14 protein-coding genes and 1 riboswitch are annotated in these 16156 nt (G+C 72.3%); of the genes, 1 reads left to right on the top strand and 13 read right to left on the bottom strand.

Going from position 1 to position 16156, the window contains the following annotated elements; all coding sequences use genetic code 11:
* Nucleotides 1-17 precede the first annotated feature (17 nt).
* From OO60_RS47510 to OO60_RS29880, 7 genes are all read right to left on the bottom strand, one after another.
* On the bottom strand, nucleotides 18-623 hold the full coding sequence (locus OO60_RS47510) for a hypothetical protein (RefSeq protein ID WP_003055936.1): 606 nt from the start codon (nucleotides 621-623) through the stop codon (nucleotides 18-20).
* A 16-nt stretch (nucleotides 624-639) separates the two neighbouring features.
* Nucleotides 640-1974: an aminotransferase class V-fold PLP-dependent enzyme gene (locus tag OO60_RS29905; protein WP_003055935.1), complete on the bottom strand. Its 1335-nt coding sequence runs from the start codon at nucleotides 1972-1974 to the stop codon at nucleotides 640-642.
* A 39-nt stretch (nucleotides 1975-2013) separates the two neighbouring features.
* Nucleotides 2014-2128: riboswitch (SAM riboswitch) on the bottom strand.
* Nucleotides 2129-2205: 77 nt separating this feature from the next.
* Nucleotides 2206-3684, bottom strand: a complete 1479-nt coding sequence (locus tag OO60_RS29900; RefSeq protein WP_003055934.1) for a potassium/proton antiporter — start codon at nucleotides 3682-3684, stop codon at nucleotides 2206-2208.
* A 97-nt stretch (nucleotides 3685-3781) separates the two neighbouring features.
* On the bottom strand, nucleotides 3782-4522 hold the full coding sequence (locus OO60_RS29895) for an ArsR/SmtB family transcription factor (RefSeq protein ID WP_003055932.1): 741 nt from the start codon (nucleotides 4520-4522) through the stop codon (nucleotides 3782-3784).
* Nucleotides 4523-4688: 166 nt separating this feature from the next.
* Nucleotides 4689-6317: a penicillin-binding transpeptidase domain-containing protein gene (locus OO60_RS29890; protein ID WP_003055930.1), complete on the bottom strand. Its 1629-nt coding sequence runs from the start codon at nucleotides 6315-6317 to the stop codon at nucleotides 4689-4691.
* 80 nt (nucleotides 6318-6397) lie between these two features.
* Complete coding sequence (gene ileS / locus OO60_RS29885) at nucleotides 6398-9565, bottom strand: isoleucine--tRNA ligase (protein ID WP_003055928.1); 3168 nt, start codon at nucleotides 9563-9565, stop codon at nucleotides 6398-6400.
* A 243-nt stretch (nucleotides 9566-9808) separates the two neighbouring features.
* Nucleotides 9809-11107 carry an MFS transporter gene (locus OO60_RS29880; protein ID WP_033262575.1) on the bottom strand — a complete coding sequence of 433 codons (1299 nt, stop codon included), beginning with the start codon at nucleotides 11105-11107 and terminating at the stop codon, nucleotides 9809-9811.
* A gap of 64 nt (nucleotides 11108-11171) precedes the next feature.
* Here OO60_RS29880 and OO60_RS29875 point away from each other — a divergent pair, with 64 nt between their 5' ends.
* Nucleotides 11172-11918 carry an ArsR/SmtB family transcription factor gene (locus OO60_RS29875; RefSeq protein ID WP_033262574.1) on the top strand — a complete coding sequence of 249 codons (747 nt, stop codon included), beginning with the start codon at nucleotides 11172-11174 and terminating at the stop codon, nucleotides 11916-11918.
* Nucleotides 11919-11995: 77 nt separating this feature from the next.
* Here OO60_RS29875 and OO60_RS29870 read toward each other — a convergent pair whose 3' ends face one another.
* The 6 genes from OO60_RS29870 to pgeF all read right to left on the bottom strand — a co-directional run bounded on the left by OO60_RS29870 (nucleotide 11996) and on the right by pgeF (nucleotide 16092).
* The gene (locus OO60_RS29870) at nucleotides 11996-12562 is read right to left on the bottom strand and encodes a hypothetical protein (RefSeq protein WP_004561795.1); all 567 of its coding nucleotides are present in this window, start codon (nucleotides 12560-12562) and stop codon (nucleotides 11996-11998) included.
* Nucleotides 12563-12686: 124 nt separating this feature from the next.
* Nucleotides 12687-13541 (bottom strand): DivIVA-like cell division protein Wag31, encoded by an 855-nt coding sequence (wag31, locus tag OO60_RS29865; protein WP_004561796.1) that lies wholly within the window; start codon nucleotides 13539-13541, stop codon nucleotides 12687-12689.
* A 52-nt stretch (nucleotides 13542-13593) separates the two neighbouring features.
* Nucleotides 13594-13869, bottom strand: a complete 276-nt coding sequence (locus tag OO60_RS29860; RefSeq protein WP_013224824.1) for a YggT family protein — start codon at nucleotides 13867-13869, stop codon at nucleotides 13594-13596.
* A gap of 115 nt (nucleotides 13870-13984) precedes the next feature.
* Nucleotides 13985-14584: a cell division protein SepF gene (locus OO60_RS29855; protein WP_004561798.1), complete on the bottom strand. Its 600-nt coding sequence runs from the start codon at nucleotides 14582-14584 to the stop codon at nucleotides 13985-13987.
* A gap of 96 nt (nucleotides 14585-14680) precedes the next feature.
* A complete protein-coding gene (locus OO60_RS29850) occupies nucleotides 14681-15391 on the bottom strand; it encodes a YggS family pyridoxal phosphate-dependent enzyme (protein WP_004561799.1) in 711 nt (236 codons plus the stop codon).
* On the bottom strand, nucleotides 15388-16092 hold the full coding sequence (gene pgeF / locus OO60_RS29845; protein WP_033262573.1) for a peptidoglycan editing factor PgeF: 705 nt from the start codon (nucleotides 16090-16092) through the stop codon (nucleotides 15388-15390). Before pgeF ends, OO60_RS29850 begins: the two co-directional genes overlap by 4 nt.
* Nucleotides 16093-16156 lie beyond the last annotated feature (64 nt).

Here is a 16156-nt window from a genome sequence, read left to right as displayed (position 1 = left end):
ATTGTCCACGGCGCTGGTCAGGCCGTGTCGGCGGCGGTGTCGTGGCGGCCGCGCAGCAGGGCGGCGAAGGCGGCGGCGAGCAGGATCGACGCCGAAACCAGCACGCCCGCCATGTCCGCCGAGAGCACCACGGCGACCAGCGCGAACGCCGCCGTCGTCAGCAGGACGAACCGGCTGCGTTCGTAGGCGGCGAGCGCCAGCAGGCCGAGTGTGGCCAGCAGCGGGCCGCGCAGGCCGTCACCGAGCCGGAACTGCCACGAACCGACCAGGTCGAGCAGCGGGACGGCGAGCAGCGCGCCGACCGTGCCGAGGACGAACCACGCCATCCGGACGGGCCGCCGGGCGACCGCGTACCAGACGGCCGTGCCGGCGACGACCACGCCGAGCGCGACCAGCCACGCGGGTCCGATGGGCAGGCCGGTGCCCTCGGTGTGGAAATCCAGGGGCATCCGCAGCGCGCGGCTGTACTCGGTCGTCCCGGGCGGGACCGCCGGGCCGAGCAGGAGGTTCGCGGACTCGCTCTCGGCCCGGCTCCGGCGCGCCAGCAGCTGCGCCGTGGCCAGGCCGATCTCGGCGAATCCGAGCAGTGCCAGCGGAAACCAGAAGCGCGGCCCTCTCCCCATCGGCCCAGGCTAGCGCTCAGCAGAACGGCGGCAGCTCCCGCGGGTCGCCCACCGGCGCCCAGCGGCCGTCCACCTTCGCGTACTCCCAGCGGGCGCCGCGGGCGACGATCTGGCGCAGGGCGAGGAGCACGCGGTCGACGTGTTCCTCCGTGCTGCCCAGGCCGAGGCTGACGCGGACTGCCTGCTGTCCCTCCCCGCCGGTGACGCCGATCAGGCGCTTCGCCGCGATGTGGGCGCAGAAGGCGCCGTCGCGGACGCCGATGCCGTACTCGGCCGACAGGACCGCCGCGAGCCAGCCCGGGTCGAAGCCGTCGACGACGAAGCTGACCGTGCCGACGCGGTCGACCGGCGCGTCGAACAGCCGCAGTTCGGCGCAGCCCGGGATGCCGGCCAGGCCCTTGCGCAGCCGGGCGAGCAGCGCCTGCTCGTGCGCCACCACCGCGTCCCAGCTCGCGCTGAGGGTTTCGCACGCGACGCCGAGGGCGTACACGCCGACGGTGTTGGGCGAGCCGGCTTCGTGGCGTTCCGGCCCGGTGTTCCAGACGACGGCGTCTTCGGTGACGAGCTTGGTCGCGCCGCCGCCGGCGAGGTACGGGCGGGCCGCGCGCAGCCAGTCGGCGCGGCCGATCAGCGCGCCCGCGCCGAAGGGCGCGTACAGCTTGTGGCCGGACAGGGCGACGTAGTCGACGTCCAGCTCCTTGATCGAGATCCGCCGGTGCGGGGCCAGCTGGGCGGCGTCGAGCGCGACGCGGGCGCCGTGTTTCCGCGCCACCGCGGCGATTTCCGCCACCGGCAGCAGCTCACCGGTCACATTGGACGCTCCGGTGACGACGACCAGCCGCGGGCCCTGCGGGGCGTCCGCGAGCGCTTCGTCGACGGCGGACACCGCGGCGAGGCGGGTGCGCGGCGTCGGGATGCGGCGGACGTTCGGCCCTTGCCACGGCAGCAGCGCGGCGTGGTGCTCGGTGTCGAACACGATCACCGTGGTGTGCCGCGACAGGCTGCGGGCGAGCAGGTTGAAGGCGTCGGTGGTGTTGCGCGTGAAGACGACGGTGTCGGTCCGCCGCGCGTCGACGAAGCGGCGCAGGATGTCGCGCGTGCGCTCGTAGAGCTTGGTGGAGACCTGGGACGCGAAGCCGGCACCGCGGTGGACGCTGGCGTACCAGGGCAGGAATTCGTCGACCTTCGCGCGGACGGCGTCGAGACAGGGGGCGCTCGCGGCGTGGTCGAGGTTGGCGTAGCCGATGTCCCCGCCGGTCACCAGCGGCACCCGCAGCGACGCCCCCGCGACGGTGGGGATGTCGCGGGTTTCGCGGCTTTCGAGCTGGGTGCGGTCGATGGCGAGAGTCATCGGGGTGCCTCCTCGGCGATCCGGGGGACCCCGGCGAGGGGCCCGCGCTTGCCCGTCGCACGGCGCGACCGGCCCGGTCTTCACCCGGGGCACCCCACCGCGGTAGGAGGGTTGCCGGCCAGCAAGCCGGGGCTTCGCGCTGGCACTCATGACCTGGCTCGAAAGGTAACCGAGAGCGCGCCCGGCCGCCAACCCCGTCGCACATTCTGAGACGCCGCTCACAGAGCGTGCTCAGCGCCCGGACTCGCCCTTCCAGCGGGCCAGGCGCCCGGCCCGGTCGACCGCGCGGAGCCGGCGTTCGACGGCGTCGCGGACGACGCTCGTCGTCACCACCAGCAGCTGGTCGTTCTCCTGCAGCCGGCTGGTCTTCTGCGGCGTGAAGCCGGCGCCGGCCCGCACGACCAGGCTGATCGTCGCCCCGACCGGCAGCCGCAGCTCGGACAGGTACACGCCGTGCAGCTTCGACCCCGGCTGGATCCGGACCTGCAGCAGCTCGGCGCCCAGCTCGTCCAGCGGCGCGGAGTCGACCTCGATCTCGTGCGCCTCGGACTTCTTGGCCAGCCCGAGCCGGCGCGCGAGCGGTCCGAGCGTCGACCCCTGCACCAGCGTCAGCACGATGACCAGCACGAACACCGCGTCGACCAGCCGCTGCGCGCCCGGCAGGCCGTGCGACAGCGGGATCATGGCGAGCACGATCGGCACGGCGCCGCGCAGCCCGGCCCACGACAGGAACGCCTGTTCCCGCCACGGCAGCCGGAACGGCAGCATGGACAGCACGACCGAGACCGGCCGCGCCAGCAGCAGCACGACGGCGCCCGCGACCAGGCCCGGCACGATCGCGTCGAGCAGCCGGCCCGGCGAGGCGAACAGGCCGAGCAGCACGAACAGCCCGATCTGCGCCAGCCAGCCCAGTCCCTCGGCGAACGACAGCGTGTCCGACCGGTGCGGCAGCCGCGAATTGCCGAGCACCAGGGCGGCGACGTAGGTGGCGAGCAGGCCGGAGGCGTGCAGCAGCTGCCCGGACGAGTAGGCGACGACGCACACCGCGACCGTGGCGAGCGGGTAGAGGCCGGTCGCCGGCAGCGCGGCCCGGCGCAGCGCGAACCCGCCGAGCCAGCCGAAGGCGAGGCCGATGACCAGGCCCGCCGTCAGTTCGTAGACCACCAGCAGCGGCAGCGTCCAGTCCACAGTGGTGCCTTCGGCGAGCACCACGACGGCGATGTAGGCCGGCGCGTCGTTGATTCCCGACTCGAGTTCGAGCGCGCCGGTGAGTCGTTTTCCGATGCCCGCCGTGCGCAGGACGGAGAACACCGCGGCCGCGTCGGTGGACGCGAGCACCGCGCCCCACAGCAGCGCGAGCCGCCAGTCGAGCCCCAGCAGCCAGTGCAGGGCCGCGCCGGTGACCGCGACGCTCACCACGACGGCCACTGTGGACAGTGCGATTCCGGTGCCCAGCGCGGGTTTCACCGCCGACCACCGGGTGGTCAGCCCGCCTTCGGCGAGGATCATGACGAGCGCCGCGAGGCCGAGCGACTGGGTCAGTTCGGGGCTGTCGAACCGGATGCCGAAGCCGGCTTCGCCGAGCAGCACGCCCATCGCGAGGTAGAGCAGCAGCGAGGGGAGGCCGAGCCGGATCGACACGCGCACGGCCAGCACGGAGGCGAGCAGCACGACACCGCCGACGCCGAGCAGCACGGGGAGCTGGTCCATGCCGCCTCCCTCCCGAGTGCCGTGGGGCACTCAGAATAGTGAAGCGGCGGGGTTAACTCGTTCGTGTACCGCTGCCCCGCGGCGGACACCCGGTGTGTTAAGGCCCCGTCAACGCGCCGAGATCGACCCCCAGCGCCGCGAACGGCGCCTCCGCCAGCACCTTGACCGCGCGGTGGCCGTCCCGGCGCACCCAGCCGGCGTCGACGGCCCGCTCGAGCAGGGCCGCGGGCAGCGCCCCGGCCAGGTGATCGCGGCGTTCCGTCCAATCCAGACAGTCACGCAGCAGCGGCCGCCGCCCGGCCGCGACCGGCACGCCGAGGGTGCCGAGCACCTCGCGGCCGCGCGGGGTCAGCGTCAGCCCGTCGGCGGTGTCGACGAGGCCGGTGGCCAGCATGCCGTCGCGGAGGGCGACGCCGAGCTCACCGGCGAGGTGGTCGTAGCAGGTCCTCGCGAACCCGAGCCGCCGTGCCCGCAGGGTCGGCTTCAACCCGGTCACGGGCCGGTGCTCGGCAGTCTTTCGGGGGTTCCGGGTGGCGGAGCCCCCGGCCCGGGGCAGAGCCCCGGATGTCACTGCGTGCTGGGCCAGGTGCTCGATCAGCTCGGCCACGCGCGGGTCGGCGATCCGGACGTAGCTGGCCCGCCCCTGCTTGACGCGGACGACGAACCCGGCCCCGGCCAGCCGCGTGACGTGCTCGCTCGCCGTCGACAGCGCGATCCCGGCCGCCTTCGCGAGCTCGCCGACGGTCCAGGCCCGCCCGTCCAGCAGCACGAGGCACATGGTGGCCCGGCTCGGGTCAGCGAGCACCGCGGCCACCTCGGCCAGCGCGATCGTCTCCATCCCCCCACGCTACGACCCCCACACTTCGCCCGCGGCCGAACCGTCGTACCCAGGCGGACGACACGCGTACCTGGACGGTCGGCTCGCGTATCTGGACGGTCGGCTCGCCGGCCGACCCTCTGGGTACGCGAGCCGACTCCCTGGGTACGCGAGCCGACCCTCGGGATCAGAGGGCTTTGAGGAACTTGGTGGCGAGCTGGACGGCCGGGCCCGAGTCGTTCGAGTTCTCGAGGACCACCGCGAAGGCCACGTTGCCGCGGTAGCCCACGAACCAGCCGGTGGCCTGCTTGCCGTCGCCGAACTGGGCCGTGCCCGTCTTGCCGAAGACGTTGCCCGCGGCCGCGGCGGCGTGGCCGGTTCCGCTGGTGACCACCGCGCGCATCAGCTTCCGGACCTGGGCGAGCACCGGCGCCGGCGGCGGCGTGTAGCCCTTGACCACCGTGGTCTCTCGGTCGCGCCACAGCCGGGGGGTGATCTCCGCGCCGGACGCCACCGTCGCCGCCACCAGCGCGCCGCCGAGCGCGCTGGCCTGGATGCGGCCCTGCCCGAACCCGTCCTCGACCTGCTCGTCCTTGCTCGCCGCCGGCTCGACCTTGCCCAGCTCGGTGTCGATGCCGGGGATCTCGTAGTCGGCGTTGAGGCCCAGCTCGTCGGCCGCCTTCTGCAGCCCGTCCGCCGGCAGGGCGAGCGCGAGCTGCCCGAACGTCGTGTTGCAGGAGCGCGCGAACGCCGTCTGCAGGTCCGTCGCGCCCAGCTCGAAGCCCTCGTTCTTGACCGTCCGGGTGCCGATGGTCGCCACGCCCGGGCAGTCGACCGGCGAAGCCGCGGTGAGGCCGCTCTGCTGGATCGCCGCCACCGACGTCGCGATCTTGAACGACGAGCCCGGCTCGTACAGGCCGTTGAGGGCCTTCGGCGCGTTCCCCGCGGCCGCGTTCTGCGCGACGGCGAGGATGCCGCCCGACCCCGTGTCGAGGGCGACGAGCATCGCCGAGCCCCGGTAGCCGTCCACCGCGGCCTGGGCCGCGCCCTGCGCCGCCAGGCTCAGGCTCGTCACCAGCGGTCCGCCCTCGCCGCCCGACGGCGCCTGCCCGAACAGCGTCTCGAGGTTCTTGCCGGCCGTGTCGACCCGGGCGACGGCGAACCCCTCCCCGGTCGAGGCGGTGACCTGCCCGGTGATCGCCGTGCGCAGCAGCGGCGCCGGGTTGCCGTCCGCCGGGCGCAAGCCGCCGGGCCCGTTGATGATCAGGGGCTTGCCGTCGCGGTCGGCGACCGCGGTGGTGTCCTGCGCGGCCGTGCTGATCACCAGCCGCTGATCCGCCTCCAACTTCGGGTGCAGCAGCGACGGCGCCCAGTGGACCAGCCACTTCCCGCCGTTCTGGGCGAGCTCGAACGGGACGTCGTAGGTCCAGACCCGGCCCGGCTTCAGCGTCCACGACAGGCTGAACGTGCCGCCCGTCTTCGCCGCTCCGGCCGGCGTCGGCTGCAGGACGGTCAGCTTGCCGGCCACCGACCGCGGGTTCAGCGCGTTCCGCGTGCTGCGCAGCGCCACCGCCGCGGCCGCGTTGTCGTCGGTCAGGCGGGCGGCCGCGTCCGGGTTGTTCTCCGACAGGTCCTGCAGGTATTCGGTGATCGCCGAGTTCGGATCGTGCGCGCCGGGACTCTCCACCGCCGTCGCCCCGGTGGCGGCTTCCGGCGTCGATCCCCCGCTGTTCAGCAGGAAGAACGCCGCCACCACGACCACGACGACCAGCAGCGCGCCGCCGATCAGGATCCCGCGTCTCTTGCCAGGACTCATCCCGGTCCCCCTCCCCCGTGCCCGCCACCGTCGTGAGTGGCAAGTCGGGTTAGAACCCTACTTGCCACTCACGACCGGTGTCAGGCCTTTACGACCGCGGCGGTCACCTTCGTGCCGTCGCCGACCGTGCCGGCGAAGCCGTCGGCGGCCGGGCCGTAGGTCACCGACGTCGCCAGGGTCTCCGAGGCCAGGAACTCCTGGTGCGCCTGAGCCGCCTCGACGACCTCGGCCGGCGCGTCGACGGTCAGCGCGATCCGGTCGGCGACGTCGAGCCCGGCGTCGCGGCGCGCCTGCTGCACGACCCGGACCAGGTCGCGGACCAGGCCCTCGGCCGCCAGCTCCGGCGTCACCTCGGTGTCGATCAGCACCAGCCCGGACCCGCCGGGCAGTTCCGCGGCCGCGCCGCCGCCCTTGGCGACGAGCCGCCGTTCGAACTCGCCTTCGCGCAGCGCGATGCCCGCCGCGACGACCGCGCCGCCCTGGAACGACCAGTCGCCCGCCTTGACGGCCTTGATCACCGTCTGGACGTCCTTGCCCAGGCGCGGGCCGGCCGCGCGGGCGTTCACCGCGACCTCGAACCCGCCGTGCGCGGCGACGTCGGTGGTCAGCTCGACCTCCTTGACGTTCACCTCGTCCCGCAGGATGTCGGCGAACGGCGCCAGCGAAGCAGCGTCCTCGGCCGCCACGACCAGCGACGACAGCGGCAGCCGCACGCGCAGCTTGTTGGCCTTGCGCAGCGACAGCGCCGACGACGCCACCTGCCGCACCCGGTCCATCGCGGTGACGAGCGCCGCGTCCGCGGGCAGGTCGTTGGCGTTCGGCCAGTCGGTCAGGTGCACCGAGCGGCCGCCGGTCAGGCCGCGCCAGACGACCTCCGTGGTCAGCGGCAGCAGCGGCGCCGCCACCCGCGACGTCACCTCCAGCACGGTGTGCAGCGTGTCGATGGCGTCCTGGTCGCCGGCCCAGAAGCGGTCACGCGAGCGGCGCACGTACCAGTTCGTCAGGACCTCCAGGAAGTCCCGCACGGTCTGGCACGCGCCCGCGACGTCGTAGCTGTCCATCGCGTACTCGACGTCGGTGACCAGCTCGTGCGTCTTCGCCAGGACGTACCGGTCGAGCACGTTCGGCGAATCCGTGCGCCACTTGCCCTCGACACCTTCGGCGTTCGCGTACAGCGCCAGGAAGTAGTACGAGTTCCACAGCGGCAGCACGGCCTGGCGGACGGCGTCGCGGATGCCCTTGTCGGTGACGATCAGGTTGCCGCCGCGCAGGATCGGGCTCGCCATCAGGTACCAGCGCATGGCGTCCGAGCCGTCGCGCTCGAACACCTCGTTGACGTCCGGGTAGTTGCGCAGCGACTTGGACATCTTCGCGCCGTCCGAGCCGAGCACGATGCCGTGCGACACGCAGGCGCGGAACGCCGGCCGGTCGAACAGCGCCGTGGCGAGCACGTGCAGCAGGTAGAACCAGCCGCGGGTCTGTCCGATGTACTCGACGATGAAGTCGCTCGGGTAGTGGTGCTCGAACCAGTCGGCGTTCTCGAACGGGTAGTGCACCTGGGCGTACGGCATCGAGCCGGAGTCGAACCAGACGTCCAGGACGTCCTCGACGCGGCGCATGGTCGACTTGCCCGTCGGGTCGTCCGGGTTCGGCCGGGTCAGCTCGTCGATGTAGGGCCGGTGCAGGTTGTCCAGCCGGACGCCGAAGTCCGCCTCCAGCTCGTCGAGCGAGCCGTAGACGTCGGTGCGCGGGTACTCCGGGTCGTCCGACTGCCACACCGGGATCGGCGTGCCCCAGTAGCGGTTGCGCGAGACCGACCAGTCGCGCGCGTTCTCCAGCCACTTGCCGAACTGGCCGTCCTTGACGTTGTCCGGGTACCAGGTGATCTGCTGGTTCAGCTCGACCATCCGGTCCTTGAACTGCGTCACGGCGACGAACCACGACGACACCGCGCGGTAGATCAGCGGGTTGCGGCAGCGCCAGCAGTGCGGGTACGGGTGGTCGTAGGTCTCGTGCCGCAGCAGCAGCGCACCCTGCTGTTCCGCGGATCCGGTGCCGTTCTTCAGGTCGCGGATGATGTTCGGGTTGGCGTCGAACACCTGCTGGCCCTGGTAGTCCGGCACGGTCGAGTCGAACCTGCCCTGCGCGTCGACCGGCGTCACCGGGGCGATCCCGGCGGCGTCGGTGACGACCTTGTCCTCTTCACCGTAGGCGGGCGCGATGTGCACGACCCCGGTGCCGTCTTCGGTGGTGACGTAGTCGGCGGCCAGCACCTGGTGCGCGTGGTCGGCGCCCAGGAAGTACGGGAACGGTGGCTCGTAACGGGTTCCGAGCAGCTGCGCGCCCGTGTAGTGCGCGACGACCGTCGGCTCCTCGCCGAGTTCACGTGCGTACGCGGCAACGCGCGCTTCGGCGAGCAGGAACCGCTTGCCGGGGAAGTTCCCGCTCTCGACGACGACGTAGGACACCTCGGGGTGCACCGCCGTGGCCATGTTGGACGGCAGCGTCCACGGCGTGGTCGTCCAGATCAGCAGGTAGGTGCCGTCGAGGTCGTTCCCGTTGCCCTGCAGGCGGAAACCGACCGTGACGGCCGGGTCCTGCCGCGTCTGGTAGACGTCGTCGTCCATCCGCAGCTCGTGGTTGGACAGCGGCGTCTCGTCGCGCCAGCAGTACGGCAGGACGCGGTAGCCCTCGTAGACGAGTCCCTTGTCCCACAGGCGTTTGAACGCCCAGAGCACCGACTCCATGTAGGACACGTCGAGCGTCTTGTAGTCGTTGTCGAAGTCGACCCAGCGGGCCTGGCGGGTGACGTACTCGCGCCACTCGTTCGTGTAGCGCAGGACGGACTCGCGCGAAGCCTCGTTGAACTTCGCGATGCCCATCTCTTCGATCTCGGACTTCTCCGTGATCCCGAGCTGGCGCATGGCTTCGAGCTCGGCGGGCAGGCCGTGGGTGTCCCAGCCGAAGCGGCGCTCGACCTTGCGGCCCTTCATCGTCTGGTAGCGCGGCACCAGGTCCTTGACGTACCCGGTGAGGAGGTGGCCGTAGTGCGGCAGGCCGTTGGCGAACGGCGGGCCGTCGTAGAAGACGTACTCGTTGTCGCCGTGCTCGCCCGCGGGCCGCGCGTCGATGGTCGCCTGGAACGTCCGGTCCGTCTCCCAGTAGGCGAGGACCTGCTTCTCCAGCGCGGGGAAGGACGGCTGAGACGGGACTCCGGCACCGTCGTCGAGCTGGGCCTGGGGGTACATCCGGGTGCTCCTCGGTTCGTCGCTCGCGTACGGACGACCGGCTCCCGCACCGGTCACCCACACGGGGACGAGACACCTTCCGGCGTTCCGCGGTACCACCCCGCTTGCCCGGCACTTGCTCCCGGGCCGCTCATTCGACGGCTATCACGGGCCGCACCCGTCCGGTTCTACTGCGAGCGTGCTGCTCGGTTCTTCCGGAGGCTCCCCGGTGATGGCCGGATCGACGCCGTGTTGCTTACCAGGTTAACCGGCCCGCGCAACCGGGTTGTCACGAGGGGCACGAACACCGGCCAGCGTCACGCCGATCGCCAGCAGCCACAACACCCCGGCGATCAGGCCCACCGCGTGCAGGCCGCCGCCCGCCCTGGCACCGAGCACCGCCACCCCGAGCGCGCCGCCGGCCTGGCGGGCGGTGTTGTTGATGCCACTGGCGACCCCGGCCCGCCCGGGCGGGACACCGCCGACCGCGGCCGTCACCACCGCCGTCGTCACCAGGCCCATCCCGGCTCCGAGCCCGAGCAAGGTCGGCAGCAGGGCCGCGTACCCGCTGTTTTCGTTGCACAGCACCAGGTTCAGCATCCCGAGCGCGCCCAGCGCGAGTCCCGCGACCATCGGCGGCCGGGGCCCGAACCGTCCGGTCAGCCGGCCCGCCACCGGCGCCAGGGCCGAGAGCGGGAGGAACAGCGGCAGCACTTCGAGCCCGGCTCGCAGCGGTCCCGCGTGCCGCACGCCCTGCAGGTACAGCGTGAGCACGAGGATCGTGCCGATGCCGACGAAGTTCATCGCCGCCGCAACGAGGTTGGCCGCCGCCGTCCGCCGGACCACGTCCAGGGGCAGCATCGGGTGCGCCGACCGGCGTTCGACGAGCAGGAACGCCGCCAGCAGGACCACCGCGAGCACGGCGGCGACGACACTCCCGCCGATGATCGCGTAGACACCGGCCCCGAGCGCGGGCGCGGCCGGCACGATGCCGGCGACGTCGACCCGCCCGGGCCCGCGGTCACCGCGCGGCACGAGCCGCCGGGTCGCCACGGCGGCCGCCAGCACCACCGGGACGTTGAGCCAGAACACCGGCCGCCAGCCGGCCGCGGCGACGACCGCGCCACCCAGCACCGGGCCCGCCGAGAGCGCCAGGGCCGACACCCCGGCCCAGATGCCGAGGGCCCGCGCGCGCTCGGCGCGTCCCGGGTAGGCGTTCGTGATGACGGCGAGGGTGCCGGGCAGCAGCAACGCCGCGCCCAGGCCCTGTCCGGCGCGGGCGGCGACGAGCAGGGGCGCGGTGGTGGCGAGCCCGCACGCGGCCGACGCCGTACCGAACACCGCGAAGCCCACGAGGACGACCCGGCGATGGCCGAAGACATCGCCGAGCGCACCGCCGGTGAGCAGCAGCGCGGCCAGGACGACCGCGTAGCCGTCGACCACCCACTGCAGCGCGGCGAGGTGCGCGCCCAGTCCGGAGCCGATGCTCGGCAAGGCGACGTTGACGACCGTGACGTCCAGCTGCACGAGGAACATGCCGGCGCACATGGTGAGCAGGAGCATGCCTCCAGTGGACCGCGCGGACACTTCCGTCGCGGTGGAAGCGTGCCGGGAGCATCCTGGGGACATGGAAGGCGACGCCGACATCGCCCGCACGGCCACGCTGTTCGCGGACCCGGCGCGGGTGCGCGTGCTGCTCGCGCTGGCCGACGGCCGGGCGCTGGCGGCGTCGGTGCTGGCCGCCGAGGCGCGGCTGTCCGCGCCGGGTGTCAGCGCGCACCTGGCGAAGCTGCGGGACGCGGGCCTGGTCGTCGCCGAGAAGTCGGGACGCCACCGGTTCTACCGGCTGGCCGGGCCGGACACCGCGGAGCTGCTGGAGACGCTGGCGCGGTTCTCGCCGTCCCAGCCGGTGACGTCGTTGCGCGAGGGCACCCGCGCGGAGGCGTTGCGGACGGCCCGGACGTGCTACGACCACCTCGCGGGCCGGCTCGGGGTGGCGGTCACGTCGGCGCTGCTCGCCCGGGGCGCGCTGGCCGGCGCACCCGACACGCGACGGCGTCCGGGCGACCGGATTTCGGCTCCGCTGCGCGAGCACCCGTACACGCTGGGCCCCGCGGCCGCTGAGGTGTTCGGCTCACTGGGCGTGGACTTGGAGGCCGTCGCAGTGGAACGGCGTCCGCTGCTGAAGTTCTGCCTGGACTGGAGCGAGCAGCGCCACCACCTGGCGGGCGCGCTGGGCGCGGCCGTCGCGGCCCGGTTCACCGAGGCTGGCTGGGTTCGCCGACGCGCGCAGGCTCACCGCGCCCTCCGGCTGACTCTGGAAGGAGCAGAGGCGCTGGAAACCCACCTCGGCGTGGCCGACCTCGCTGCCTGACGCCGTGTTCGTCCGTGCCGGTATGGGCATCACGCGTGATCAGACAGGCATCACGCGTGATTGGAGAGGCATCACGGTCAGCGGTGGGCGGCGACCAGGGTGGCGTCGGGGGTGCAGGTGGCGCAGGGGGTGAAGCCGAGCTGGCGGGCCTCGCCGACGCCGATCGGGATCAGGTCGCGGGTGCCCAGCCAGGGGCACGTGCGCAGGTGGTAGCGCGGGTGTTCGTCCACGACCACGACCTCGTCCTCGAGGTCGGCCAGGACGGCGATGTCGGCGTCCGGGGTCTCTTCGACGCCCGGCTCGGAATCGGCCTTCGGTTCGGGCTCGGCTGAAGCGTCGGGTTCTTCCACGGCAGCCGGGTCACCCAGGTCGCCGGCGGCCGGGATGAGGGTGGTCTGTTCTTCTTCGGCTGGCTTGGCGGGTTCCGGCTCGGGAGCGGCCTCGGCGGGCGGCTCGGCCGGGACGTCGGCCTTGGGTGCGGGTGCGGGCCGGCGACGGCGGCGCAGCCAGTCGGCGATCAGGATCAGCCCGGCGAGCACCGAGAGGCCGATGGAAACCCACGCCCACAGCGAAGAAGCGGTGATCAGCGCCGTGACGAGCAACCCCAGAGCCGCCAGCACGAGGACCAGCACGATGTACAGCACGCTGCATTACAACACGAACCGGACGGGCGCGGTCCACGACCCGCCCACCTGCGGTGCCGGATCGACTCCGAACCGTGGCCCACCCCGCCGGCACGGGCCGGCGGGGTGGGTCCTACGGAGAAACTCAGCCGGCCTCGGCCCGCGGGCCGAACGAGTAGCCCTGGCCGCCGCTCGTCGAACCGGACGTCTGCCCGGAGTTCGACGACGCCGACGCCGGGGCCGCGGAGCCGCGGTCGTCGAGTTCGCGCAGCTGGGACTCGAGGAACCCGCGCAGCCGCGTGCGGTACTCCCGCTCGATCGTGCGCAGCTCCTCGATCTTCTTGCCCAGCCCGCTCTTCTCGGAGTTCAGGCTGTTCATCGTCTCGGTGTACTTCCGCTGCGACTCGCGCTCCAGCGTGGTCGCCTTGTCGCGCGCCTGGCGCTCCAGCGTCTCCGCCCGGGTCCGCGCGTCGTTCAGCATCGTGTCGACGCGGGTGCGGGCCTCGTTCACCATCGAGTCGGACTTCGCCCGGGCGTCCGAGAGCAGCTGCTCGGACTTCGTGCGGGCCTCGGCCAGCATGCCGTCGGACTCGGTCTTCGCCTCCGCGGTGAGCCGGTCGGCCATCTCCTGGGCCAGGCCCAGGACCTTGGCGGCCTGCACGTTCGGCTCGGTGCTGTCGCCGACCATCGAGTGCGCCTGCGTCTGCTCCATGGCTGACTGCGGCGGCGGCACCGGCGCCAGGCGCCGCGACGGCTCTTCGCGCATCGGGGGCGCGCCGACGTTCGCCTTGGCGCTTTCCAGCTCGCTGCGGGTCGATTCGAGCTCCGCGTCCAGCTGTTCCATCTGCTGGCGCAGCTCGTTGTTGTCCTCGATCAACCAGGCCAGCTCGGTCTCCACCAGGTCGAGGAACGCGTCCACCTCGTCCTCGTTGTAGCCCCTCTTGCCGATGGGCGGCTTGCTGAACGCGACGTTATGCACGTCAGCGGGGGTCAACGACATCAGATCACCTCACGCACTCCATGGCCTGCAGGGTCCACCCAAGTCTCCCCGATCAACTTGGAGTCGCCAGTTGCATCGCGAAGAACACAACCAACAGCAGCACCATAATCGACAAGTCCAGTCCGACGCCGCCGATCCGGACCATCGGAATGATCCTCCTGAACAACCGGACCGGCGGGTCCGTCACTGTGTAGATGGTCTCGAGCGTGACCGCAACCCCTCCGGCCGGATGCCACTCACGAGCGAACGTCCGGACGAGTTCGACCACGATCCGCGCCGTCAGCAGCAGCCAGAAGGCGAACAGCACGTACCAGACGACCAGCCACACAGCTTCCACGTACCTACTCTAACCGGGCGTCCTCCTCGAAGACGCAGTTGAGGGGGCCGACCCCGGATCGGGTCGGCAAAGTCACGTCTGCTTGCGCTCAGCGGTACCGGCGACTTCAGCCCCGCAAAAACAATCCGCCCTCGGCAATCCGCCGGCGGTCCTCCGCGGTGACGTCCACATCGGGCGGTGAGAGAAGGAACACCTTGTTGGTCACCTTGTCCATCGACCCTCTGAGCGCGAACGCCAGCCCGGCGGCGAAGTCGACGAGCCGCTTCGCGTCCGCGTTCTCCATCTCGGTGAGGTTCATGATCACCGGGATGCCCTCGCGGTAGTGCTCCCCGATCGCCCGCGCCTCCGCGTAGCTGGTCGGGTGGAGCGTGGTGATGCGGCTCAGCGGGTCGCGCACCGGCTGGCGCACGACCGGCTCGACGACCGGGCGCAGGCGCGCCACCGGCTCCGGCTGCCGGTCGACGGCCAGTGCACCGTGGACGGCGGGCTCGGAACCGACCACGGAGCGTGACCGGCTGCGGCTGACGGGCTCGTCGTACGTGTCGTCGACGTCGCGGTACCGTGACCGGGACGACCGCGGGGCCGGCTCCTCGTAGGAGTCGTAGTCGTCCGCGTAGCCGCGCCGGTAGTCGTCTTCGACGTCGTAGCCGTCTTCGTCTGCGGGCACCATCCCGAAGTAGGCCTTCAGCTTCTGCAGCGCGCTCATGCCTCTCCCTAGCCCTAGCCGCTCCCGCACCGACTGTTTCCACGCCGTCAGTGCCCCGCGCGGGCGGCCACGAAACGTGACGACCGCGCGAGCTCCCTACGGCGAGGCTAAACCGCGGCCACCGAGCAGCGCGGTTCCGACACGCACACAGGTGGAGCCGTGCGTGATCGCCTGCTCGAGATCATGGCTCATCCCGGCGGACACGTCTGCGGCATTCGGGTGATCTTTGCGCAGGCCCTCCCCCGCGCGAGCGAGCCGCTCGAAGGCGGCGGCGGGGTCGGCACCCAGGGGCGCGACGGCCATCAGGCCGCGAAGCCGCAGCTCATCCGTCTGCGCGATGTGGTCGGCGAGCGCGGCCAGCTCGGTGAGCGGGCAGCCGCCGCGCCCGGGGTCGTCGTCGAGACTGGCCTGGATCAGCACGTCGAGGGGTTCGTCACGTATCTCTGCGGTTTGAACCGCACGCACCGCTTTGGCCAGCGCGTCGGCGAGCCGCGCGGAATCGACGGACTGCACTTCGTGTGCCCACCCGACCACGGACCGCGCCTTGTTCCGCTGCAGCCGCCCGACCATGTGCCACCGCAGTCCCGGCACTTCGGCGGCTTTCGGGCCCGCCTCCTGGTCGCGGTTCTCGCCGACGTCGGTGACGCCGAGCTCGGCCAGCAGCGCGACGTCGGACGCGGGGAAGGTCTTCGTGATCGCGAGCAGCTTGACCTCGTCCCTGGCGCGCCCGGCGGCCCGGCAGGCGGCGGCGATCCGCGCCTCGACCTCGGCCAGGTTCTCGGCCAGCTCGGCCTTCCGGCCGGTCATGCCTCGATCCAGGTGATGCCCGCGATCCGGCCGGTGGTCCCGTCGCGGCGGTAGCTGAACAGCGTCTTGTCCTCGTTCGTGCACCGCGGGTCGACGCCGATCTTGCCGACGCCCAGGTCGGCGAGCTGCCGCCAGAGCCCGGCGCGCAGGTCGAGCCCGGGCGTCCCCTTGCGCGTTTTGCACGCACTGCCGGGGACGTGTTTTTCGACGTCGGCGGCCATTTCGGCGGGGACTTCGTAGCAGTCGCCGCAGATGGCCGGGCCGAGCAGGGCTTCGATCCGGTGCGGTTCGGCGCCCACCTCCTGCATGGCCCGGACCGCGGCCGGGACCACGCCGACCCGGGTGCCCACCCGGCCCGCGTGCACCGCCGAAACCACCCCCGCCTCGGCGTCGGCCAGCAGGATCGGGACGCAGTCGGCGACCAGCACCACGAGCGCGACGCCCGGGGTCGCGGTCACCAGGGCGTCGGTCGCCTCCGCCGCGGAAGCCTCCGAGCCGTCGACGACGGTCGCCGTCCGGCCGTGGACCTGCTCCATCCAGGCGAGCTTGTCCTCGGCCAGGCCCAGCTCGGCGGCCAGGCGCTTCCGGTTGGCGTAGACGTTGCCCTCGTCGTCGCCGACGTGGTCGCCCAGGTTGAAGCTGTCGTAGGGCGGCCGCGACGCGCCACCCGCCCTGGTCGTGACCACTCGCCGAACCCGCATGCTCCCCATCCTCCCAAACGCGGTGAAGGCCACCTCGAGGATCTCGAGGTGGCCTTCACGAACA

The organism is Amycolatopsis vancoresmycina (genome assembly GCF_000716785.1).
Taxonomy (GTDB): domain Bacteria; phylum Actinomycetota; class Actinomycetes; order Mycobacteriales; family Pseudonocardiaceae; genus Amycolatopsis; species Amycolatopsis vancoresmycina.
This window is presented reverse-complemented; position numbering and strand designations above follow the sequence as displayed.